This is a genomic window from Psychrobacter sp. CX5 (genome assembly GCF_057621535.2).
This window is the reverse complement of sequence record NZ_CM177735.1, coordinates 1,143,677-1,168,830: the sequence shown is the minus strand read 5'-3', so window position 1 is coordinate 1,168,830 and position 25,154 is coordinate 1,143,677. Positions and strand designations below refer to the sequence as shown.

At 44.7% G+C, this 25,154-nt stretch carries 18 protein-coding genes; 7 read left to right on the top strand and 11 right to left on the bottom strand.

Annotated elements, in window-relative coordinates; translation table 11 throughout:
- Positions 1–4 precede the first annotated feature (4 nt).
- Positions 5–2,278: an ATP-dependent DNA helicase RecG gene (gene recG, locus AC21OG_RS04510; protein WP_487376439.1), complete on the bottom strand. Its 2,274-nt coding sequence runs from the start codon at positions 2,276–2,278 to the stop codon at positions 5–7.
- 445 nt (positions 2,279–2,723) lie between these two features.
- Here recG and lnt point away from each other — a divergent pair, with 445 nt between their 5' ends.
- The 4 genes from lnt (at position 2,724) to AC21OG_RS04490 (ending at position 9,078) form a co-directional block, all read left to right on the top strand.
- A complete protein-coding gene (lnt, locus tag AC21OG_RS04505) occupies positions 2,724–4,298 on the top strand; it encodes an apolipoprotein N-acyltransferase (protein WP_487376082.1) in 1,575 nt (524 codons plus the stop codon).
- 260 nt (positions 4,299–4,558) lie between these two features.
- Positions 4,559–4,996 carry a hypothetical protein gene (locus tag AC21OG_RS04500; RefSeq protein WP_487376081.1) on the top strand — a complete coding sequence of 146 codons (438 nt, stop codon included), beginning with the start codon at positions 4,559–4,561 and terminating at the stop codon, positions 4,994–4,996.
- A 426-nt stretch (positions 4,997–5,422) separates the two neighbouring features.
- Positions 5,423–6,988 (top strand): peptide MFS transporter, encoded by a 1,566-nt coding sequence (locus tag AC21OG_RS04495; protein WP_486545256.1) that lies wholly within the window; start codon positions 5,423–5,425, stop codon positions 6,986–6,988.
- A 218-nt stretch (positions 6,989–7,206) separates the two neighbouring features.
- Positions 7,207–9,078, top strand: a complete 1,872-nt coding sequence (locus AC21OG_RS04490; protein WP_487376080.1) for an aminopeptidase P family protein — start codon at positions 7,207–7,209, stop codon at positions 9,076–9,078.
- 821 nt (positions 9,079–9,899) lie between these two features.
- Here the strand turns inward: AC21OG_RS04490 and AC21OG_RS04485 are convergent.
- From AC21OG_RS04485 to urtA, 9 genes are all read right to left on the bottom strand, one after another.
- Positions 9,900–11,492 carry a phospholipase D family protein gene (locus AC21OG_RS04485; RefSeq protein ID WP_487376079.1) on the bottom strand — a complete coding sequence of 531 codons (1,593 nt, stop codon included), beginning with the start codon at positions 11,490–11,492 and terminating at the stop codon, positions 9,900–9,902.
- A gap of 162 nt (positions 11,493–11,654) precedes the next feature.
- A complete protein-coding gene (locus AC21OG_RS04480; RefSeq protein WP_486545251.1) occupies positions 11,655–12,236 on the bottom strand; it encodes a dihydrofolate reductase in 582 nt (193 codons plus the stop codon).
- Positions 12,237–12,321: 85 nt separating this feature from the next.
- The gene (locus AC21OG_RS04475) at positions 12,322–13,182 is read right to left on the bottom strand and encodes a thymidylate synthase (protein ID WP_486545249.1); all 861 of its coding nucleotides are present in this window, start codon (positions 13,180–13,182) and stop codon (positions 12,322–12,324) included.
- 149 nt (positions 13,183–13,331) lie between these two features.
- Complete coding sequence (gene lgt / locus AC21OG_RS04470) at positions 13,332–14,213, bottom strand: prolipoprotein diacylglyceryl transferase (RefSeq protein ID WP_487376078.1); 882 nt, start codon at positions 14,211–14,213, stop codon at positions 13,332–13,334.
- A gap of 471 nt (positions 14,214–14,684) precedes the next feature.
- The gene (gene urtE, locus AC21OG_RS04465) at positions 14,685–15,383 is read right to left on the bottom strand and encodes an urea ABC transporter ATP-binding subunit UrtE (RefSeq protein ID WP_486545247.1); all 699 of its coding nucleotides are present in this window, start codon (positions 15,381–15,383) and stop codon (positions 14,685–14,687) included.
- 328 nt (positions 15,384–15,711) lie between these two features.
- Complete coding sequence (gene urtD / locus AC21OG_RS04460) at positions 15,712–16,746, bottom strand: urea ABC transporter ATP-binding protein UrtD (protein ID WP_487376076.1); 1,035 nt, start codon at positions 16,744–16,746, stop codon at positions 15,712–15,714.
- Entirely contained in the window at positions 16,746–17,816 is a 1,071-nt protein-coding gene (urtC, locus tag AC21OG_RS04455; RefSeq protein ID WP_486545244.1) for an urea ABC transporter permease subunit UrtC, read from the bottom strand. Before urtC ends, urtD begins: the two co-directional genes overlap by 1 nt.
- 10 nt (positions 17,817–17,826) lie before the next feature.
- Positions 17,827–19,623, bottom strand: coding sequence for an urea ABC transporter permease subunit UrtB (urtB, locus tag AC21OG_RS04450; RefSeq protein WP_487376074.1), 1,797 nt, complete (start codon positions 19,621–19,623; stop codon positions 17,827–17,829).
- Between the two features lie 375 nt (positions 19,624–19,998).
- Positions 19,999–21,348 carry an urea ABC transporter substrate-binding protein gene (urtA, locus tag AC21OG_RS04445; protein ID WP_487376073.1) on the bottom strand — a complete coding sequence of 450 codons (1,350 nt, stop codon included), beginning with the start codon at positions 21,346–21,348 and terminating at the stop codon, positions 19,999–20,001.
- A 295-nt stretch (positions 21,349–21,643) separates the two neighbouring features.
- Between urtA and AC21OG_RS04440 the strand changes: the two genes are divergently transcribed.
- Both AC21OG_RS04440 and AC21OG_RS04435 read left to right on the top strand, forming a co-directional pair.
- Positions 21,644–22,525: an NRDE family protein gene (locus tag AC21OG_RS04440; protein ID WP_487376071.1), complete on the top strand. Its 882-nt coding sequence runs from the start codon at positions 21,644–21,646 to the stop codon at positions 22,523–22,525.
- A 289-nt stretch (positions 22,526–22,814) separates the two neighbouring features.
- Positions 22,815–23,909, top strand: coding sequence for an NAD(P)-dependent alcohol dehydrogenase (locus AC21OG_RS04435; RefSeq protein ID WP_487376069.1), 1,095 nt, complete (start codon positions 22,815–22,817; stop codon positions 23,907–23,909).
- A gap of 109 nt (positions 23,910–24,018) precedes the next feature.
- Here the strand turns inward: AC21OG_RS04435 and AC21OG_RS04430 are convergent, their stop codons facing one another.
- Positions 24,019–24,540, bottom strand: coding sequence for an RNA pyrophosphohydrolase (locus tag AC21OG_RS04430; protein WP_486545238.1), 522 nt, complete (start codon positions 24,538–24,540; stop codon positions 24,019–24,021).
- Positions 24,541–24,781: 241 nt separating this feature from the next.
- Here AC21OG_RS04430 and AC21OG_RS04425 point away from each other — a divergent pair, with 241 nt between their 5' ends.
- Positions 24,782–25,024 (top strand): hypothetical protein, encoded by a 243-nt coding sequence (locus tag AC21OG_RS04425; protein ID WP_487376068.1) that lies wholly within the window; start codon positions 24,782–24,784, stop codon positions 25,022–25,024.
- Positions 25,025–25,154 lie beyond the last annotated feature (130 nt).

The following is a 25,154-nucleotide window of genomic DNA, read 5'->3' as shown; positions in this document are numbered from 1 at the left end:
CATGCTAAACATTGGTATATTTACTCGCCTCAGGCATCCAGCGATGAATTAATTGGGTGACCTCAGTTTTACGTGTATCATCATTAATTAAACGTTTGGCCAAATGGCTGGCAATCATCAGTAAGTTTTCATCACGGCTAAGATCAGACACATAATAGCCCACATTACCGGTTTGACGTTTACCCAATAACTCGCCGGGCCCACGTAACTCTAAATCTTTTTGGGCAATCACAAAGCCATCATTACTGTCACGCAATACATTCAAACGCTCAATGCCCGTTTCAGACAAAGGCGTCTGATATAACAGCACACAAAAGCTTTTGGTCGAGCCACGCCCCACACGACCACGTAGCTGATGGAGCTGCGATAAACCCAAACGTTCAGCATTTTCAATGACCATTAAAGAGGCATTTGGCACATCGACGCCTACCTCAATCACGGTCGTGGCGACCAATAAATCCAGCTCGGCATTTTTAAAAGCGGCCATGATTTCCTGTTTTTCTTTGGACTTCATTTTGCCATGCACCATGCCGATGCGGATGTCCAATCGTGCGCTTAGGTCGGCAAACGTGGCTTCAGCAGCTTGAGCATTAAGGGTGCTAGAGTCCTCTACCAAAGGGCAGACCCAATACGCTTGCTTGCCCTCTTTGCAGTTTGCGGCAATACGCTCAATCACTTCGTCACGACGATTGCGATCAATCGTCACGGTAGTTATCGGAGTACGACCAGGGGGTAGTTCATCAATGATGGAAGTATCCATATCGCCATAAGCACTCATCGCCAGTGTCCGTGGAATAGGGGTGGCGGTCATAATGAGCTGATGCGGGGTGCTGTCGGCAACACCCTTGTTGGTCAGCGCCATACGCTGCTCGACCCCAAAACGGTGCTGTTCATCGATAATGGCAAGACCCAGTTTGGCAAATACCACGGTCTCTTGGAATAAGGCATGGGTACCGACAACGATTTGCACCTCATTTTCTACCACATCGGCTAAGGCCTCACGACGCTGTTTTGCGGTTTGTTTACCGGCTAGCCAACCGACACCAATCCCCAAAGGTTCAAACCAAGTTTTGAAGTTAATTAAATGCTGTTCAGCGAGGATTTCTGTCGGTGCCATGACTGCCACTTGCCAACCACTATCGAGGGCATAACAGGCGGCCAATGCGGCAACGAGTGTTTTACCCGCACCGACATCGCCTTGTACCAGACGTAACATGGGGATAGAGGTCGCCATATCGTTGGTAATCTCTTTAATCACTCGAGTTTGTGCTTTGGTTAAGTCAAAAGGTAGATTGGCAAGGAGTTTATCTGCAAGGGGACTGTTGTCATCGCATTTAGGCGCTTTGTGCTGGTGTAACTGCTTGCGGCGATACAGCATGCTTAACTGATGAGCAGTCAATTCTTCAACGATAAGACGCTGGCAGGCAGGGTGGGTACGTTCTTTTAATTGCTCAAGTTGTGCCACTTGCAGACTGATATCGGTGTGCATCGGCGGTGTATGAATGAGGGTTAACGCTTCAAATAAAGTTAGATTTTGCCAACTCGGTGCGTGTGTATTGGCGGTCGTATTCGAAGCAGTATGACTAGATGTTGACGTTATCGGCAAGCCATAAGAATTCGTCGGTAGTGGCGCAGGCAGTTGGTTAATGGCGTCCCAGTCTGAGCGGTTAAAAACACTGAGCGGTAAGCCTTGTTGATGCACGGTCTGTAATGCCAACTTCAGCAACGTACGCAGTTTGTTTTGATGAAGACCTTTGACACTCGGATAGATGGGTTGCAAACCCGTATTAATAACAGGAGCGCCAGCCGTTACCACAGTATATTCAGGGTGTGCAATTTGTACCCCATAGCGACTAAACTTTACCTCACCAAACAGTCGTAGCCGTGTCCCTAAGGTCATGGTTTGCACCAAGCCTGCATACACTTTAAAAAAGCGTAGCTGAATGGCACCCGTGGCGTCTTCTACCACCACCGTCATGCCACTACGTTTGTTATCGACATAGGTAACTTCGCCTTCAATCAAGGCGGATTGACCATCTTGTAGGTCGCGAATGTTGACCAATCGGCTACGGTCTTCATAGTCACGAGGCAGATGCAGTAATAAGTCAAACAGCCGCTCGATACTCAATTGTGCCAATTGTCCTTCAATCTTACTGCCGACACCCGCCAACACGCTCACAGGAAGGTCAACCGCACTCGCCGGTTTGTTATGAGGGGCTTGGTTGTGAGCAAGGTGTTTAGGACTGTTTGGGACATCTGGGTTGGGTGTTGTCGGCATGTTTGGATTCTTGAGTAGCGTCAATAAATGAATATAAATAGTATAGATTGAGAGTGTGGTGGTCATTATACAGATTAGATCTTATACGATGTAACTGGGTTAACCTCCCACTTAGAGTATAGAATATAACCTGTCTATGGCGTAGTGGCAATTATGCTGTGTTAACGTCAGTAGATATAGTTTAAAGCGAGAATCAGTGCCAGTGGCCTATAGGTGTTTAACGCCTGTTATTTTAATTAGTGTTATTTGCATTAGTCCTAATTGATGATGTAGGTTTGGGATTTTTTAATGTCATGCTGTTATGATACGCATAGTTAAGATGATGCTTAAAATAGTCGACGTTTTATAGACAGGTGTTTTAGCGGATTTATTTTGAGTGTTTCTTTTTTTTTCTTATGTTTTGGTTCTTTTACTTTATTTGAATTACCCAGTTACTGGAGCCGTTATGCGTGCCTCAACCCAACATGTGCAACAACGACTTAATACGTCTACATCTTCCCAGCAAGCATCACAGTTACCGATGGGTATCACTATCGTCATAGCGTGGCTGGCGGGGGCGATGTTTATGTTATCGTTGGCACCGTATGGTTATTGGATTATTGCATTGATATCGCCGGCGCTGCTGTATGCGCTGCTATTGGCGCCAATGACTAATAAGCGGGCGTTTGTCATCGGTGAAGCCTATGGTATGGGGCTGTGGTGTGTCGGGGCGTTTTGGCTGTATACCTCAATTCATGAGTATGGCTATATCTCTGTGCCGTTGTCGCTACTTGCTATAGCGGTGATGGGGCTGGGTATGGGCTTATTCCATGCGTTTATGGCAGTGATTTTCAATCGCTTTGTCGGCAAGCAGCCGTTGGCGTTCGCCGCCCTTTGGGTATTACAAGAGTGGATGAAAACGTGGCTGTTAACGGGTTTTCCTTGGTTGTTTGTGGGCTATGCCTTTACCGAGCAACCTTGGTTGTCCTCTTTGGCGCCTGTGGCAGGGGTATTTGCGGTATCGTTCGTGGCGGTGTTATTGGCGGTAAGTTTGGTGGAGGTATTTCGCAAGCGAGCCGGTTATCTACTAGTCACAGCTGTCTTATTGGCTATCAGTATCGGGTTATGGTTGCTGGATCCAGCATGGACCAAGCCCAAAGACAATACTGAAGACTTAAAAGTTTCGCTTATTCAAGGTAACATCTCGCAAGATGTTAAGTGGCTGACCGAGTTTCGGTATAAAACGCTAGAGATTTATGCCACGCTAAGTAGTACAGAGTGGGGTCAGGATTTAGTGGTCTGGCCTGAGTCGTCCATTCCGATGTACCAAACAGAGGCGCAGCCATTTATCAATGAAGTGGCGAAAGTTGCCAAAGCGTCAGATAGCGCTTGGGTAACTGGGATACCCTATAAAGATGACGCCGCTTTTAATCCTGAGACAGACAGCTATGCGCCATTTTATAACAGTGTGATGGCGCTGGGTGCGCAAGCAGAGGGTCTGTATAAAAAGCAAAACTTGGTGCCATTTGGCGAGTACATTCCTTTTCAAGGAGCGCTTGATCTATTTCCCAAATTGGCGGGTAGTGAGGAGATACTAAGCTATAGCAGTGGCTCTGCAGGTCAGGCACCCCTTAATATACAGGGTCATAACTTAGGGTCTGCAATTTGCTACGAAGTGGCGTATCCTGATACCACAAGGCGTAATGCGCAACACACAGACTTTATGTTGACTATCTCAAATGATGCTTGGTTTGGCACCTCAGCAGGTCCGCTACAACATTTGCAAATGGTGCAGATGCGCTCGCTTGAAACAGGGCGTTGGTTTATGCGTGCCACCAATACAGGGGTAACTGCCATTATTGATCACAAAGGAAAAATAGTGGCACGGGCACCGCAGTTTGAGCGTACGGTATTACGCGGTGAGGTGCAGTCTCGGACGGGTATGACCCCGTTTGTGCTTTTCGGTAATTATCCGATATTGATAGTAATAGCCTTAATGCTAGTGCTAAGTTATGCTGGCAGGAGCACATATAAGCGTTAAATTAATAACAAAGATGGCTGTCTTAAAACTAATTAAATAAAAATGTACTGTTAATCCACAAATAGGATAGGGCATTTTCACAAAATGTAGCAAATTGCGATATAATAGCAAGAAATGGACACTGCTTTTGAATGATGTGGATTAATGACACTGTCATTCAAAGAATAATATATACTCAGAAAAATAGTGACTCCCCCTAAATAAATGACAGAGGATATCATCCTCTTAAACCTTCATCACATTTTACAGATAGGTGACCTATGGCAGATGCAAGCCAAAACAAACCGAAAAAAGAATTACTCTACGCACTCGTTGGTGTTGTGGCTTTTTTGGCTATCGTACTTCTTATTGGAATTAGCGCTTTCTTACGTCCAGCGGGCGATCATATCACGCCTGAGCCTGCTGTAGATGCTACAACTGAAGAGATGTCTGCTGACACAGACGCGGCGGCAGCAAATACTACCGAAGCGACTGAAACAGAAACCGCTGAACCAACAGAAACGACGGCCGGTACGGAAACCACTGATGCGGCTGATACTGCAACAGACGGCACGGAAGCGACAGTTGATGAAACAACTGATGTCGCAGAAGCCACTGCTGAAACAACTACTGCTGAAACAACTACTGAAGGTGCTGAAGCCGCAGCGGATCAAGCAGAGGCAGCTACTGATGCTGCTGATGAAGAAGTGACTCAATAAGCAGCCGTAGTTTGCTTTAAGGTTATTTCTTAAACGAGTTTGGCTCGATGAAAACATTTTGAGCCATTACTTTCTGTATTATTAACCGCAATATTTTACTCTTAATTTAAATTCTTACGCCATTTTTAAACTTTTTTACTTTATCTGTTAGCTTTATTTTTGACCGTTTTTTAACGGATAGAGTATAAAACGTTTGCTTAAACCCGCCTAGTCTCAAGGACTCGGCGGGTTTTTTTATGTAATTTTGTCACTCAATCTTTACTCTCTTTTATCGGCATGAAACAATAGCACGTTTTTTTTATCTCATTAATTTTTAATACCTTTTTAAATCGCTTGAATTTCGATAAAGGTGAATATGAACGCTAGGATAAGTGTTAGCGTCTAACTTTGTTTTTAATAGGTTAAAGCAAATAAGGAAATGAAACTATGAGTGTAGAGCCACGGACAACGAATACGTCTGCCGAATTTAAGGCACTAGACGATGGATTTATGGGGCATCCACAGCCGTTAAGATCTTTGTTTTTTACCGAAATGTGGGAGCGGTTTTCTTATTATAGTATCAGACCCTTGTTGGTACTGTTTATGGTGGCTTCAGTCAGTAGCGGTGGTTTTGGCTTTGACGATGTTACCGCTTCGGCGATTTATGGTATCTTTGCAGGCACTTTATACTTAGCGGCTGTGCCTGGAGGGTGGCTCGCTGATAACTGGCTCGGTCAAGAGCGCGCACTGTGGTGGGGCAGTATTATTATTGCGCTAGGTCATTTGTGCATTGCTTTATCCGCCATGTTTGGTATGGCGTTGTTCTTTATTGGACTGGTGTGTATCGTACTTGGTTCTGGATTATTCAAGACCTGTATTTCAGTGATGGTAGGCGCCTTATATGGCAAGGATGACTCACGCCGTGACGGGGGATTTACCTTGTTTTATATGGGTATCAACATCGGTGCACTGTTTGCCGCCTTGATTGTCGGATTATTTCAAGAAAGACAAATGTGGCATATTGGTTTTGGGGTGGGCGGTATTGGAATGCTGATTTCATTACTGGTTTATCGCTTTGCTGCACGCAAAAATTTAAAGCGCTATGCTAATGCCAAAGGCATCACTGCTGAATGGGAACAGCCAAATACTCAATATAATCATATAGGGCGTTGGGTTGGCGTTTTTATGGCAATACTTATTGCTGTCATTGCACTGATTGCCACCGGTATCATGCCCTTTAATCCGAGTATGGTGGCCGAGTATATGACCTATACTATTGCGGGCATGGTGATACTGTACTTCCTAGTGATGTTTATCTCGCCAAAGCTTGATAAGACGGACAAAATTCGCTTACTCATTTGTTTCTTATTAATCATCGGTTCAACTTTATTCTGGTCAAGCTTCGAGCAACAACCGACCTCTTTCAACTTATTTGCAGATCGTTATACCGACCTTAATGTGATGGGCTTTACGATTCCAAGCATTTGGTTTCAGTCATTAAACCCTATATTTATCCTTATGTTAGCCCCGATTGTCAGTATCATTTGGGTAAAACTGGGCGAGCGTAATCTGGAGCCAAATAGTATGACTAAGTTTGCCATGGGTATGTTACTGGCGGCGGTTGGTTTTGGTGTGATGATTTTGGCTGCCAAACAGGTGGTGGGTCATCCAGGAACATTGGTGTCGCCACTATGGTTAACCGGTAGCTTATTACTATTAACGCTTGGTGAGCTGTGTCTGAGCCCTGTCGGCTTGTCGTCAATGACAAAGCTTGCTCCCAAAGGCATGCAAGGTCAGATGATGGGTCTATTCTTCACCTCGTATGCGATGGGTAACTTGGTTGCTGCCTTCTTTGGCGGTCATGTGTCAGCTGAGACTATTGATGGATTACCCGGCTTATTTACCACGATGGCAATCTTCTTAGTGGTGACGGCGCTAATATTATTGGCTTTATCAAAACCTATAAGAGCGATGTTAGATCGAAGTGAAGATGAGGATAAACAGACCGTTTAACGGGCCTTGACTCACGGTTAATTTAAATAAGGTTTACGAGGTTTAACCAAGTCAAAATCGCATGATAAATGAAACGTGTTACCATGATTGGTAGCACGTTTTTTATTTGAAATTGTAAAAAATAGCCCTATAAAAGTATCGGTACAATAGTGATTTTAATAATAAAGTAGACGGCAGAACAAATACACTGAGACAATAAAAATATACTGAGGTAATGAATGAGTAAACAAATTTTCCAAGACCGTATTACTAAACTGCGTCAAATCCTAAAAAACAACGAACTCAGCGCAATTATTATTCCGACCGCAGACCCGCATTTGTCCGAATATCTACCAGAGTATTGGCAGGGTCGTCAGTGGCTGACAGGATTCACAGGATCAGTCGGTACATTGGTTGTTACCCAAGATTTCGCTGGTCTTTGGACCGACAGTCGCTACTGGGTGCAAGCCGCAGACCAGCTAGAAGGCACTGGCATCAGTTTGCAAAAGCTACAAAAAGGTGCGCCAAACCATATTGATTGGCTAGCAGCAAACTTGAGTGCTGGTGATAGCGTGGCAATCGATGGCAATGTGCTATCACTTGCAGAACAAGACCGCTTATTGGACGCGTTTGAAGACGCTGCCAATGAAGACAATGTTGAAGAGCGTACTGACAAGAGTGTTACAGATGCACCAGACGAAGAGGACGGTATTCGCCTGATTACCGAGCAAGACTTCTTAGAGGAGCTATGGCAAGAGCGCCCAGCGTTACCTAGCGCCAAGCTATTTGCTCATGATGCCCAGTTTGTCTCGCAGTCGGCTCAAGATAAGCTGGCAGATGTGCGTGCTCAGATGCAGCAGCTTGGGGTCAGTCATCATCTACTCTCAAGCTTAGATGACATCGCTTGGCTGACCAACTTGCGCGGCAGTGATGTGGATTATAACCCCGTATTTTTAGCGCACATGATGATCACCCAAGACACCGCCACCTTATATGTCGATAACCGCAAGATAGAGGATGATGTCGCTAAATTATTAGCAGAGGCGGGTATTGACGTTGCAGAATACGATCATATTCAGTCGGCGCTAAGCGAGTTAACCCCTGATAATTTACTCCTGCTGGATCCCAATAAAGTCGCTGTCGGCACTCTAAAAGAGCTTGGCGATGATATCGGTATGATTGAAAGCATCGCACCTAGCACCTTGTTAAAATCTGTCAAATCAGATGCGGATATCGAGCACATCCGTGATGCCATGCGTCAAGATGGGGCAGCATTGTGTGAGTTTTTCAGTGAGTTTGAAAGTCGATTAGACCAAGGCGAGCGTCTCAGCGAGCTAGATGTCGACAGTATGCTGATAGATGTACGCAGCAAACAGCCACACTATGTCTCACCGAGCTTCCCCACCATCGCTGGCTACAATGAAAACGGCGCATTGCCTCATTATCGTGCCACCGAAGACAAGTTTAGCTACCTTGATGGTGACGGTTTATTGCTGATTGATTCAGGTGCCCAGTATCAAAACGGTACCACTGATATCACCCGTGTGGTCGGTATCGGCACGGTTAGCGAGGCTCAAAAACGTGACTTTAGTATCGTTCTAAAAGCCCACATTGCCTTGGCAAAAGCCTGTTTCCCAGACGGGATTGCTTCTCCGTTAATTGATGCCATTTGCCGTGCGCCATTATGGCAAGCGCAAATGGACTTCGGGCATGGTACCGGTCATGGCGTCGGCTACTTCCTAAACGTCCACGAAGGCCCGCAAGTCATTGCTTATAGTGCCAGCACACCGCCTGAGCGTGCGATGAAAGTGGGCATGATTACCAGTAATGAGCCCGGCTTATATCGTGAAGGCAAATGGGGGATCCGTATCGAAAACTTGGTTGTCAATCAGCCTGTACCGACCCCGCAAGAGTCAGAATTCGGTCACTATTTGCACTTCGAAACCGTAACGCTGTGCCCGATTGATACCCGTTTGGTCGATAAAGCCCTATTGAACCAAGAGGAAATCGACTGGTTAAATGCCTATCATCAGTACGTTTATAATGAGCTAAAAGACCGTGTAGAAGGGGAAGCTTTGGCTTGGTTAACTGAGCGCACAAAAGCGATTTAAGACCTTTTAACCGTATATAAAGTATGAGCAAAACCCTCTTTTAGTGATTTAAAAGAGGGTTTTTTATAGTGCCGTTTTTATTAAATATTTCGAATTGACCTATGATATTTAGGGCTGACCTAACATTAAAGTTTATGGCGAGCGCATAGTATTTATTTGCATACGTCTTAGTCTTTATAAGATTGTGTAGCTATTCCTGCTGTCCGCTTGTATCTGCTAGCCTAGGCGAGGCGTGGACTAAGGCGAGATGGGTTCCTGTTGTCTCGATACCCCTTCTCACCGAAGTCCACGCACCCCGCCAAGACTATCAGGATATCGCTACCATCAGGGCTAGCGGTTATATCGCGTATTTGCCGGTATTTATCGTGGTAAACGTTTATGCAATAACAACGTTGCCCATCCACCCTCAATATCAACCAATATTTAGATTCACGCACAATCCGTAGGCGTTAGCGAAGCGTAACCCACTAAATAGTTTAATAAGATATCATTGATAATAGTATGCGGTTAATGGTGCGCGTGGCGACACCCTACACATACATATCGTGCAAGGTGTATAGATTGGTGTTTGGTTTTGCTTTGAATGTGGTCGTAAGACGGTTTTTAGCCCCGACAGTAGCGGGTATCCTTGGTAAAGCACAGGGTTGCAGGCGCTTGGTTAGAGGCAGTCTCGTGGCGCAGGAATGACGCTAGCCTTAGTGCCTTTAGAAAATCATAGATTTTCTCTTGCGTCGGGGTAAAGCAGTGCTTTACTTAATCCCTCCTCATAGGCAAGCCAAGATATGAGCGGATGGCGGGATGGGCTACGGTTGTTACGCACACTACAACAACCACTCAATCGGTAGCAACGAACATATCCAGACCCCAATACGCGACCAGAGTGAGCTGTGGGGCTCATCGTCAAAAGTAACAAGCTGGTTATCTTCTTTCGTTTCCCAGTGCAGCTTTCCTTGCGAGGTTAGGCTGACCGCATAGCTGTAATGCATCTGATTCTTTTTCATATTATCCGCCAAATAGCTGGCCAACTCAGGGCTATCAAACACAAATCCCATTTCGGTATTTAAACGAGCTGAGCGGGGGTCTATATTAAATGAGCCGAGAAATAAGGTCTTGTTATCAACAATAAAGGTCTTGGCATGTAAGCTTGCACCGCCACGTTTGATCATGCCGCCACGATCTTTTTGAATGATAACGGTCGCCATGGGTTTGAGTTCAAATATCGAAACGCCAGATTCGAGAAGGGGTTTGCGGTATTTGGCATAGCCGGAGTGCACGGGTACCACATCCGTGGCCGCCAATGAATTGGTAAGTACGGCGACCCGTTTACCGTCCTCAGCCAAGGTGGTAAATAGTGAGTTACCTCGCTTGGTGGGCACAAAGTAGGGGGAGATGATAAGTAGCTCTTGTTGAGTTTGCTGCATCATGGGGAGGATGTCAGTCAATAAGGAGCTGGAATTCTTAGATGTCTTTAATACCTTAGCAGGGGAGTCACTAATCAGCTTGGTTTTGGTCCATATCAGAGGTATATCGCCCTGTTTGAGTTGTTTGACAAAGGCGGAGTGTTGTAAATCGTTTAAGAAGGCTTTTGTCTGTTTATCATCAGCGGGCGTCGTGTCAAAGGCTTTAGGGTTCGGAATATCTACGATACGCTCAACAGGATAAGCTGATTGACTGGCCCAATAGCGATCAAAGTCTTGCTCGACATCTTGGGCAGCAGGTCCGACTGCCAGTAGATCCAAATCGGCAAACATCACTCCGGTGCCAAAGCCAAAGTATTCATCACCGACATTACGCCCCCCACCGATGGTCATTAGGCCATCGGTGGTAAAGGTCTTATTATGCATCCGTCTATTTAAGCGAAAAAAATCACTTAAGTAGCCAAGCGGGCGAAAGCTGCGCTGCATAAAGGGATTAAACAGACGTACTTCAATATTGGGATGGGCATTGACGCTGGCGAGTAGCTCATCCATACCATCGGTGTTGTTGTCATCGAGTAGTAGCCGCACCCGTACCCCACGTTCTGCCGCTTGGTACAGGCTTTGCATCAGTAAATGTCCAGTCGTATCATCGTGCCAAATATAATACTGCACATCGAGGGTCTTTTGAGCTGCTGAGGCCAGTGCCAGCCGTGATAAAAAGGCTTCGTGACTGTTATCCAGTAAGTAGATGCCACTTTGATCAGGATGGGCCGCCATAGCAGGTAATAACCGTTTGGCAATCGGGCTATCACTATCGATAGTATTGTTATCGATAGTGCTTATATCAAGAGTGCTTATATCAACAGGTAGGTGCGTCGAGACAGGGCGATTCGTATTATCGGGTAGGTCTTGATAGGTGATGACGCCCAACAATGCTAATAGGCCAAACAGAACCAGTAGGGTAATGAGCAGTTTCTTTAATAGGCTTATCCACATAATGGGCTCAGGGTCGTTTAAAGCATAGCTGGTATAGTGTCACACCTTCAAACCAGTGACGGTGTCAACTTTATTAACCTAATGGTGTCATACTTAAGCTCGGTTACGTTGACCCTAATTTAAAGGTATATCACGATATATGAAAATGGTGAGAAGAAGTCCTTAGCCTTTGTTGGCCATATACGTCACGAACTTATAGCTCAAACCACTATTGTCATCCGAATGAGTATCAGACTCTGCTGTGACTTCAAACTCGTCTGACAGAATAGGGTAGAAAGCGGAACCATTTTCAATCTCAGTATCAATAATGGTCAGCTCAATGCGGTCAGTATACATCATGGTGTTTTTGAAAATCTTTTCACCACCGATGACCCAAATGGTATCAAACTTCAATCCATGAGCGACGTTGGCTGCATGAGTCAAAGCATCATCTATATTGTGTACGACATGCAGGTCTTCTTTTCCTTCCAGATTGTGCTCCTCCGCATAATCCATCTGGGTAGTGATCACAAAATTGACCCGTTTTGGTAAGGGTTTAGCCCCCATCGACTCAAAGGTCTTGCGTCCCATAATGACGATACCCTTGACGCCACTATCTACATAGGCATCGGTTTCAGCAGTGGTCATCGCTTTAAAATGCTTTAAATCATTAGGGATGTGCCATGGCAATTCACCATCTTTACCAATACAACGATTACTACTGATGGCGGCTATTTGGGCAATTTGAGTATGGGCATAGCTCATAAGGGCGTCCTTTAAGATAATGATTTTAATTGGTTTTTATTTGATTGTTTGTTCAGTGGAATTTTTTTGATTTTGCTAGTAAATACTATACGGCGACCGGTGCTTTAATGGCCGGATGTGATTGATAATTGTCGACGCGAATGTCATCAAATTCAAAGTCAAAAATATCTTTAATGTCAGGATTCAACCACAATGTTGGTAGCTGATAAGGCGTCCGTGACAGCTGTTCATTAACCTGTTCGAGGTGGTTTTGGTACAAATGACAGTCGCCACCTGACCAAATAAATTCACCGACCTCTAAGTCGCAAACTTGTGCAATCATATGCGTTAGTAGCGAGTAGCTGGCAATATTAAAAGGCACACCCAAAAATAAATCTGCTGAACGCTGATACAGTTGGCAAGATAGTTTGCCATCAGCAACAAAGAATTGGAATAAAGTATGGCAAGGTGGTAGGGCGACCAGATTCGCCTCTGCTGGATTCCATCCAGAAACAATCAGCCGACGTGAGTTGGGATTATTTCTAATCTGTTCAACTACTTCCATGATTTGATCGACACCATCTAGATTATAGTTGCCATCGTCATTTTTGCTGGCACCATAGTTGCGCCATTGATGACCGTATACTGGTCCAAGCTCACCCTCTGGGCGACCAAATCGAGCCGTCTGTTCCGCCGTTGACCATTCATTCCAGATACGCACGCCGTGGTCTTGGAGATATTGAACGTTGGTGTCGCCCTTTAAAAACCAAAACAACTCATAGGTAATCGACTTCATATGCACTTTTTTGGTGGTCAAAAGCGGAAAGCCGTCACTAAGATCAAAACGCATTTGCGCTCCGAAATGGCTTAGGGTGCCTGTGCCTGTTCTATCGCCTTTGGGCGTTCCATGGTCACGCACATAGCGAATAAGGTCGAGATAAGCGGCTTCGTTTTTGCTGGTGATCATAGTGATGACCCTATCATGTCGTTTAAATAATGTTGTTAAAGTACTGTTGTTTAGGTGCTGTTACTCAAGTAGTGTTATTAAAATAGTGTTGTTTAAAAATAGTGGATAACAGTGTTTGCCAATTAAAAAGTGACATTGTCGCCTATATGCTATTTTGCTGCGTACTTGCCCCAATCAAACACTTGATTGCGGTACGCTAACACCATTAGTACTAAGCCGATGATAATCATGGGTAACGTATAGAGCTGACCTTTACTCATCCAGCCAAAGATTAACTGGTAGCCTTCATCAGGCTGGCGGAAAAACTCAATGGTAAAGCGGCTAAAGCCATAGCAAAGCATAAATAAGGCCGTCACAGCCATACGCGGACGCGGTTTAGAAGAAAACCACCAGACGATAATAAAGGTCAACAATCCTTCTGCGAACGCCTCATACAATTGAGAGGGGTGACGAGGCAATAAATAATTTCCTTCAACTTGTCTCATCAATGACTGCATGGCCGGATTGGTAGTAATCAGCGCAGCGTCAAATTGGGCGGCTTGTGGGAAAAAAGTTAACCAGTTGTATCCGCCCTCTGAAACACGGCCCCATAGCTCACCATTAATATAATTACCAATACGTCCAAATAACAAACCTGTTGGCACACACGGCGCAATAAAATCTAACACGTTAAAGATAGGTTTTTTGTATTTACGTGCAAAATAAGTCATTGCCAAGGCGACGCCAATAAGGCCACCATGGAATGACATGCCACCTTCCCACACTCTAAATAAGTAAGTGGGGTTGGCTAGAAACTCCCCAAACTGATAGAGCAGAACGTAGCCGATGCGCCCACCCAATATCACGCCAAGCGCGCCGAAAAACACCAAGTCAGATACCATATCTTGGGTCCAGCCGTCACGTTTTTTACTGCGGTACGTTGCCAGTCCATAAGCGGCGGCAAATGCCAGCAAATACATAAAACCATACCAGTGCACTTGAACGGGGCCAAGCGATAGAGCAACAGGATCAAATTGGGGATGAATCATCATGGGCGAAGTCTACTGTGGGTGATAAGTATGAAAAGCTTATTTGTGATAGATCATCGTATTAAGGCGATGCTAGTGAAAGCCATAATAGCAAAAAATAGCGATGTAAGCATTACGCTCTGACGAACATTTCAACCATAGTTGTTTTTGTCTGGATTAATAAGGCATAAAAATGAGGCATAAAAAAACCGAGCACTGATGTGCTCGGTGGAGAAATTGTAATCAGCGTATAAAACGGCTTAGGACAAATTTCTAAGTTATCTGTCTACCGTATGCTAATTTAAAAAGATAGATAAGTTATAAATGTATGGTTTATGCGTGCTTAATAATACCTTTTCTATAAAACCGCTATCTTTATTAGCCCTATTAAATCCGCTATTGATAGCGTTTGATTTATACGTTTAAACTGGCCTTCCTCGGTAGGTTATTGTCTAGAAAAGGTATCACTAACGATGAATAACAGGCCACTTAAGCTTAAATCGCGACCAACTCTTGAATGTTATTTTCCGCCATCGCATCGCCAGGCCCTTGAGCGACGACTTGACCACGAGAGAGCACCGTGTAATTATCGGCAAGCTCTTCTGCAAATTCATAGAACTGCTCAACCAAAACAATCGCCATATTGCCTTGCCGTCCGAGATCTTGAATCACGCGACCTATGTCTTTAATAATAGAGGGCTGGATACCTTCAGTGGGTTCATCCAAAATTAGAACGGTTGGCTCAGATGCCAGTGCGCGAGCAATAGCAAGCTGCTGCTGCTGTCCTCCCGATAAGTCCCCGCCACGGCGATGTTTCATCTCATCGAGCACCGGAAAGATATCGTACAAATGTTTGGGTACCTTGCTCGCTTTGCGCTGTGAAAACTTTGCCATGCCGATAAGGATGTTTTCCTCAACCGTTAACGTAGAAAAAATATCACGTCCTTGAGGCACATAGGCCATGCCAGCACGTACACGTTGTTCTGGCGTCAATTTACTAATGTCTTTATCATTTAATAAAATTTCGCCGGACTTAATGGGCAAAATACCCATCAAACACTTGAGCAAGGTGGTTTTTCCGACACCATTACGGCCGAGCACCACACTACATTCGCCTATCGGAGCAGTTAAGTTGACATCACGAAGAATGTGACTACCCCCATAATATTGATTTATGGCATTCACTTGTAACATATTAAACCCTTTATTCTTGTGTATAGTGACATAGATTCAAGCCAGTTGCGGCATTAACGGTGTTCATCCAACTATTGTAGTAATGCTATTAATATCAATATCATTATCAATGTTAATACTGCTACTAATACTTGACTTACCTAACTCTACTGGACGACTCTCATTAGAAGAAAGGACACTATAGGTCTGTTTTTAAGCGGCAATATAGTCAAAGACGTCTAAAAGGGTTACAAGGCAACCGAGTGTAAGTACTACTGGAGTAGGCTTAACGAGGTTAACGCCGTGACTCTTTATAAGTTCACCGACTATAGTTCGCTGACTATAACCATTATCGGCCTAGATAGGTCTCAATCACCGCCTCATCATTTTGTACTTCAGCTAACGTGCCTTCAGCTAAAATTGCCCCATTTGCCAATACCGTGACTTTTTCACTAATGGCATCGATAAAGGTCATATCATGTTCTACAACGACTAAGGTATGATCCTTTTTAAGACGCAAGCACAGTTCAGCCGTGTGTTCGGTTTCGGCATCCGTCATGCCGGCGACAGGCTCATCAAGCAAGATGAGCTTTGGTTGCTGCATCAACAACATTCCAATCTCAAGCCACTGCTTTTGTCCATGAGATAACAGCCCAGCAGGCTTATTAATCATATCTTTTAAGCGAATTTGGCTTAGCGTAGCGTCAAGCGTATCTTGAGTGTCCGCATCAACTTTGGTAAACCAGCTTTTTGAAACCCGTTTGTCTTTTGGGGCAGCCAACATCAAGTTATCAAGTACGGTAAAGTTCTCAAACACGGTTGGTTTTTGGAACTTACGACCAATGCCCGCTTCGGCGATCTCTTCAGTAGACAGTTTTGATAAATCATGAATTTGACCAAAGAAGGCCGTTCCTTCAGTCGGACGCGTTTTCCCTGTAATGACATCCATTAAGGTGGTTTTACCCGCGCCATTAGGGCCGATGATGCAGCGTAGCTCACCTTCTTCAATATATAAAGACAAGTTGTTAAGGGCTCGAAACGAGTCAAACCAAACGCTAACTTCTTCTAAATACAGCGCAATCCCATGGCTCATATCAGGCCCTGACTTAGGTTTAGGATGCGCTAAGCCATCGCTATCGCCGTAGTCTTCTGCCAACGTTGTCACTGGGTTGTTATGAGTCGCTGATGGGTGAGTATCTACTGTCGCATTATCCGCTACAGGAGTAGTGTCTACGCTATGCGTAGAGGTCGTTGCAGTTGTAGCACCTTCTTGATTTAATTCTTGATTTAAAGACTCATTCTTAGGTGTTTTTAATAAACGCTCTGTTTTAGTTGGCTGTGCCACAGTCGTATCCGTCGTTGAATCAATAGATTGTTTTGGCATTATTCTTTTTCCTTCTTAAAGCGGTCGAGTAGGCCAATAATGCCATTCGGCATAAATAAGGTAACGACAACAAATAACCCACCTAAGATAAGTAACCAAAATTCAGGATAGGCAACTGTAAAGTAGGTTTTAATGGCATTGACCGCGCCAGCACCGACAATGGCGCCGATCAAGGTTCCACGGCCACCAGCAGCTACCCATACTGCCATCTCAATGGAGTTAACAGGATTCATCTCGCCTGGATTGATGATGCCGACTTGGGGAACATATAAGGCCCCAGCGATACCGGCGATCACCGCAGACAATACCCAAGCAGATAGCTTGTACCAAAGCGTACGATAGCCCAAATATTGCAAGCGATTTTCACTATCCCGAATGGCGCCAAGCACTCGGCCATAAGGCTGATTCATAAGATAGCGTAGTCCTAAATAGGACAGCAGCAGCGCCACAGCGGTAGTAAAGCACAGCATGGCTCGTGTTGATGACGCAGTGATGTCATACCCTAACAGCGTGGTGAAGCCAGTAAAGCCGTTGTTACCACCAAAGCCCGTTTCATTACGGAAGAATAGCAAGGCGGCAGCATAGGTCATGGCTTGGGTAATAATGGAAAAATAAACCCCTTTGATTTTTGAGCGAAAGGCAAAGAAACCAAATATAAAAGCGATCAGACCGGGGACTAACACCACAAGCGCCATCGCCCACCAGAAGTTTTGCGTTCCAGCCCAATACCACGGCATTTCTGTCCAACTTAAAAACCGCATAAAGTCAGGCAAGCCCGCGCCAGCGGTTTCTCGCGTCAAATACATCCCAAAGGCATAACCGCCTAAGGCAAAATAAAGACCATGACCTAAGCTTAGGATACCGGCATAACCCCAAACCAAGTCTAAAGCCAGTGCCACCATAGCAAGCGCCATGATCTTACCAATCAGGGTAATCCAGTAGGCAGATAGGTGCAACGCTGATGTTTCTGGCATTAAATGTAGCCAAGGTAGTATCAGTAGTACTAGGAAACACAGTCCAATAAGAATAGAGTTTCGCGGTGAATCAGATAATAGTTGGGTAATACGCATGAGGTTCTCCTTAATCCACAAAGCGGCCTTTGAGGGCGAATAAACCTTGTGGACGTTTCTGAATAAACAGAATCACAAGAACCAGTAACACAATCTTAGCCATCACAGCACCAATGCCAATTTCAAGCACCGTACCACTGACACCAAGACCTAGAGCTGCCAATACAGCGCCCCATACTTGTCCGACACCACCAACGACAACGACTAAGAAGGCATCAATAATATAAGTCTGACCTAAGTCAGGACCGACGTTACCCACTTGTGCCAATGCGCAACCAGCGAGTCCTGCTAGCCCTGAACCAAGTCCAAAAGCGAGCATGTCGATGCGAGCAGAAGGAATGCCTACGGCACGCGCCATTTGGCGGTTTTGAGTCACTGCGCGCACAAACAAACCAAAGCGGGTTTTGTTCAGCAAATACACCAGTAGCGCCAATACAATCACGGTAAAACCGATAATAGCGATACGGTTATAAGGCAGTGATAAGCTTGCGGACACCTGATAAGCACCGCTTAACCAGTCAACGTTACTCACTTCAACGTTTTGTGCGCCAAAGATCATACGCACTAATTGCATCAGAATGAGACTGACACCGAAGGTCGCCAGTAAAGTTTCAAGCTCACGACCATACAGAGGACGAATGACAACACGTTCGATAATCATTCCAATAATGGCACTGACTAAAAAGGCAACAGGGATGGCGGCAACCAGATACCAGCCTGCCATACCCGGTAAATACGCTTGAAATAGGTTTTGCACCACATAAGTGGCGTAAGCGCCGATCATAATCAGCTCACCATGCGCCATATTGATGACACCTAGTAAGCCAAAGGTGATGGCAAGACCAAGAGCGGCTAAAAGCAAGATACTGGCGGTACTCATACCAGTAAATAAATGACCCGTCCAAGTGCTGACTTTAATGCGATTGGCAACACTGCTCTCAGCTGCCACTAAGGCGCTTTTTAACGCAGGATCTAAATTGTCAGCAGTGAGAGCGGATTGAATATCAACTAGGACTTGCGGATTGTCGCTATCAGCCAGCTCATTAACGGCAGCAACTTTAGTGGCAAGATCGCCATCTCTAAAATTAATACGAGCTTGCAAGTCGGCAAGCGCCTCTTGCACCTTGCCATTATCTTCTTTAGCAGCGGCGGCTGTAATCGTCGCAGGATCTACTTGATCTATATTGTCAGATAAAATTTCTACTGCCTGTAAACGCTGAGCGGTATCGTCAGATGCAAGCTTGACCTTAGCTTGACCAAAAATAAGGGCAGAGCGTAGGGCATTGGTCAGCGTAATTTGTGATAAATCGCTGGGCCAGTCAGCAGTTTCTTGTTTATCAGGATAAGTGAATAATTGATCGTCACTATTGAGAAGATAAGTCTGACCGCCATTGCCTTGATACAGCTCATCTTTACTAATCAGCTCAACCAACGTATCTAAGCTTTCAGCTGTTCCAGGCCAGTTATTTAACATCGCTTGACGTTGAGCGAAATCAGCGGCGACAAACTGCTCAATGGCATCACCTGAGCTCGCAGTCGGGTTATCCAAGGCTGCTGGCGTGGTTAGAGAGTGCTCATTTTGATCCTGCAAGGTGTCACCATCAGTATTTACGATTTGAGAGGTAGCAGTGACCGTATCCGTTGCCGCCACTGCAGATGTCTGCTCAGCGTGCGCAGGCACCAGCAAGGTAAGGTAAGTGACAAAAAACAAGGGCAGCCACGCTAAAAAGCGGAAAAACCGTGTTATCAGCAACGGCTGCCTCTTATACGAGGGCTCTGCTATTGAGCGTGAGTTATGGCGCGGCATATGCGGCTCCTTAATGAGAATAGTATGATGTTCGACAAACCCTTGATGTCTAATCTTCTTTAATAGAGGAGTGTCTAATCGTAAAGAGATGACGTATACAGCAAGGGTTTATGGAAAATAGCCAAGTAATAAAATAGTCAGTTGTAAATAGCTTGTATGGACATAAGACGTTACTATGAAACATTTATATGAAACGCTACAACGAAGCGTTAAAATTAAAAGCTGAAATATAAGGTGGCGGTGAAAAGAGGAAGTAAACTTCCTCTTTTATTGTCCTTTATTGACCTCAGTCTTTTACCAGTTACCACTCATATCAATTTAGCGTCATGTATAAGGGTGACCAATTTGAGTTAACTAATATGAGTTACTTATGAGTTACTTAGGAATGTACTGACTCCAAGGTTCCGCACGGATTACCTCTGGCGTTTTACTAATCACATCGAACTGACCATCGGCACGGATTTGACCGATCATGACAGGCTTCCATAAGTGATGGTTTTCTTCATCCATTTTCAAGGTGTATCCAGAAGGGGCATCGAACGTTTGACCACCCATACTGATACGTACTTTATCCACATCAGTTGTGCCTGCTTTTTCAACCGCTTGTTTCCACATATTGATGCCCACATAAGTGGCTTCCATAGGATCATTAGTCACTACTTTGTCAGCATTCGGTAGTTTATGATCCAAGGCGTACTTTTTATATTTTTTGGTAAAGTCACTATTAACTGGGTTTTTAACCGACATAAAGTAGTTCCACGCTGCCAAATGCCCTTGTAATAAGCTGGTATCGATACCGCGTAGTTCTTCTTCCCCTACTGAGAATGCCATAACTGGGATATCAGATGCTTTGATACCTTGGTTGGCAAGCTCACGGTAAAATGGTACGTTTGAATCACCATTAATGGTAGAGATGACCGCTGTCTTTTTACCCGTAGAGAAGTTCTTTATGTTACCGACGATAGTCTGATAGTTGCTAAAGCCAAATGGGGTATACTCTTCCATGATGTCTTCATCTGCCACACCTTTAGACTTCAGGAAGGCGCGTAAAATCTGATTGGTGGTACGAGGATACACATAATCGGTACCCAAAAGTACGAAACGCTCAGCACTACCACCCTCAGGGCTCATTAAGTACTCAACAGCAGGGATGGCCTGCTGGTTAGGCGCTGCGCCGGTATAGAAGATGTTTTCTGACTGCTCTTGACCTTCGTACTGTACAGGGTAGAACATCAAGCCGTTCAGCTCTTCGACAACCGGTAGTACAGATTTACGAGAGACAGAGGTCCAACCCCCAAAGATGACATCTACTTTATCTTGAGTTAGCAGCTGACGCGCTTTTTCTGCAAATAACGGCCAGTCTGAAGCAGGATCAACCACGACAGGTTCAAGTTTTTTGCCTAACACACCACCATTAGCATTGATTTCATCAATGGTCATAAGCGCGGTGTCTTTTAGTGAGGTCTCAGAGATGGCCATTGTGCCAGATAAGGAGTGCAAGATACCCACTTTGATAGTGTCGCCATCTGAAGCAGGGGTAGGGGTTGTCTCGGTGCTGGTTTCTGTTTCAGTAGGGGTAGTCTCCGCAGTGGTTTCTGCAGGTTTTTGGCAGCCAATTAGGCTTAAGCTTCCGACTATCGCGACGGCTAATACAGATAAACGTGATGACACACCAGTTTTAGAAGTGCGAGGCACTAGGGCAGGTACAGTGGCTAATAAAGACATGAATTTCTCCAAGAGTAAAATAACAGCTATGTAAGCTGAGGTAATAGAAGGTTACTAACTGTTATTAATGTTTCAATATTTGTGCCAACTTTAGAGGATTAAATTTGCACCATTTTTGTTCTTTTTGACTATAACTGCCTAATTTTTGACCCAAAATCGACTATTTATTTTATCTACACGATAAGGCTCTGTTTTTTATGGAATAAAAATGAGCATAAATAGAACAATTTGATTCTACATTTAAAACCAAAGACCGACTTTTTATTTATATTTTTCATTAAACAAAGGAAATCTAATGTGTATAGCGGCTATTGCTTGGCAATTATTCGATGAGATGCCATTAGTGCTATTGTCTAACCGCGATGAGTTTTTGGCACGACCCACCACACCAGCCCATCAGTGGACAGATGAACCAATCTATGCCGGTCGTGATAATAAAAGTGGCGGAACTTGGCTTGGCGTGCACCAACAAAGCACAAAAGGAGAGGTAGTGACACAAAACGGGCGATGGGCGGCGGTGTTAAATTTTCGAGATGGCGTACAAGCAAGCGAAGACCAGCGCTCTAGAGGCGAGCTGGTTACCAGTTTTTTAATCAGCGACTTATCGCCACTAGCGTTTGCCCGTCAGCTTGATCTACAAGCCTACGCAGGATTTAATCTAATTGTTGGTGATACCCAGCAAGCAGTGATCGTCAATAACCGGGGCTATCCACCGACGCCGTTACACAGTGGTCTTCATATTATCTCAAACGGTCAACCAGACGATGCGTGGTTTAAGTCTGAGCGTTTGCGCGGACGAGTACGCCAAGAAGTGCTGCCTTTGATTAGTGAAAGTATTGAGTTTCAAAATGCAGACAAACACTATTGGCAATCGGCTGCATGGCAGGTATTGTCAGATACCCTACAAGCCCCCAGCGATCAGCTTCCGAATACGGGACTACCTAAGGCGCTTGAGCAAGCGCTGTCCTCTATCTGCATTGACACACCAGAAATGCCTAACTATGGCACCCGAACCCAAAGTATATTGACGATGAGTGTTGAATCACCTCTAGCGGCCGCTCAAACAACTCATTTAGAGTCATCAACTCATTTAGAGCCATCTAGTCCAACCTTAAAGACTGCAGTCCCCAAGCCAGTATTAACGTTAGAGAGTCGTGAGTATCCTTATCAGGGATAAGTGGCTATAAATAGAGACAGTTAAGTTACCAAAATCCATAAAAATAATGTGGCTTTAAACTTTCTTGTCATATATAAAGGGTATAGTCAAAGAAGTCTAAAATGGTTACAAGGCAACCGAGTGCAAGTACTACTTAAGTAGGCTTAACGAGGTTAACGCTGTAACCCTTTAGTAGTTCGCTGACTATATATACTAATTATAGGAACAACAGTAAAGGGAAGAGACTGTTTATCTGACACCAGAAACAGCTGCTTTGTTGATAAAAGCCAACACACAAGGAAGATATAACATGAGCATGATGAAAACGCTAATATTTGTAGAACCAGGTAAAATTGAACTCTCTGAAAAGAAAATACCAGACATCGGCCCTAATGATGCGCTGATTAAAATTACCACTACTACCATTTGCGGTACCGACATTCATATCTTTAAGGGTGAATATCCTGTGGCGCAAGGTCTCACCATCGGTCACGAGCCTGTTGGTATTATTGAGAAGCTAGGTAGTTCTGTCATGGGCTATGAAGAGGGGCAACGCGTTATTGCTGGTGCGATTTGTCCAAGCTTCACCTCATACGCATCACAAGACGGTTTCCCTTCCCAAGACGGTGGTTATATACAACCTGATGGCACCTGTCCATGTCATGGCTATAAGGCCACAGGTGGTTGGCGCTTTGGTAATATCATCGACGGTACACAAGCAGAATACGTCTTAGTGCCAGATGCACAAGCAAACTTAGCCCCAGTCCCTGATGGCTTAACCGATGAGCAAGTGCTCATGTGCCCTGACATAATGTCGACAGGCTTTAAAGGCGCTGAAAATGCCGATATCCAAATTGGTGATATCGTCGCTATTTTTGCCCAAGGGCCAATTGGCTTATGTGCCACAGCAGGCGCTAAGCTAAAAGGCGCATCAACCATTATTGCGATCGATGGTAATAACGATCGCTTGGCAATGGCCAAAAAGATGGGTGCAGATGTCACCTTAAACTTCAAAGAAGTCGATGTTGTCGATGAAGTGATGAAGCTAACAGGCGGGCGCGGTGTTGACAGCAGTATCGAAGCTCTAGGTTTGCAATCGACCTTTGAGCAGGGGCTAAAGATTCTCAAGCCGGGTGGCACATTTTCAAGCTTAGGGGTCTATTCAGAAGACTTGACCATTCCTATGGCACATTTTGCCGCAGGTCTTGGCGACCATACCATTCGCACTGCACTGTGCCCGGGGGGTAAAGAGCGTATGCGCCGTCTGATGAATGTTATTGAATCAGGTCGCATTGATTTGTCTGAAATGGTCACTCACACCTACAAGCTTGATGATATCGTTGAGGCGTATGAGTTATTTATGCATCAGCGTGATGGTGTGTTGAAGGTGGCTATCAAGCCGTAATGCTTACCCCTTTTTAACGAATATAAGCAACAAAAAAGGCCTGCATCTAATGCAGGCCTTTTTAATAAAACAAATATCATAAATAACTTAGAGTGTAATAAAAAAGAGATTAAACTTGAATCAGATGATTGGTCTGCTCAGGGATAATCAACTCTTTTTTCAAGGGTAGCTCGCGTGCCAGTTGCTGTAAAGCACGGCGATATACTCCTCGCTTAAAATGAACCACCTGACCCAATGGATACCAATAGCTCACCCATTCCCAATGGTCAAACTCTGGTTTCGCTGTATCAAAGCGGATATGTTCTGTATTCGGCTCATCTAGCTGGAGCAAAAACCACTTCTGTTTTTGCCCGATACACAGGGGATATTGCCCATGACGTATATAACGTTTGGGCAGACGATATCTTAGCCAGTTATCCGTAACTGCTAAAAGCTGAACGTGTCGAGGATATAAGCCTACCTCCTCCCACAGCTCTCGGTACATAGCATCGACAGGAGTTTCACCCGCATCGATACCACCTTGTGGAAACTGCCAAGAATCATGACCAACTCGTTTTGCCCATAGTACTTGTCCTTGTGTATTTGCCAAGATGATACCGACATTGGCTCGAAAGCCGTCTGCATCAATCATGACGAAAACCTTAAATAAAATATGTGAAAAAAAGTAATCAACCTGTCGCTTTTTATAACTCTAGATTTTTATAACCTTAGCTTTTATGGCCCTATCTTTTATGACCTAAGCTACCTATTTTCGTTTTAATCTTCAACAGGTTATAAAAAATGACAGATTGAGAATCGTTAACACTATTAAACCAGTAAATCATGTTAAATGGTAATAATATTTTGATATAAAATGTTTCACAGCACAGCGTTTGACGAGATTAGACAACTTTATAGCATCGCTTATTGATAGCTTCTTATTTTTAGAAGCTAATCCCGCTTTTTCGCTACTATCTGTCCCCCTAGGAGAGGCAGTGGCTAAGCTGTGCTGGGTATCTCTTGCTTCGCGTAGCTACCGCACAGTAAGCCACAGCAGCTCACCTAGCAGGACAGGATATCCGCTTCAATCGGGGCTAGCGGTGACATCGCATCCTTACCCCTATGTATCGTATTAAATGTTTTTATAATGCGATAGCTTAACGTGTCTCGTGTTTGATAGTGTCTCTACAGTTAATACCAATCCAAATCCTAATCCCAATCCTAATCACAATCACCATACCAAATACTCTTAAACCCACCTCAAAT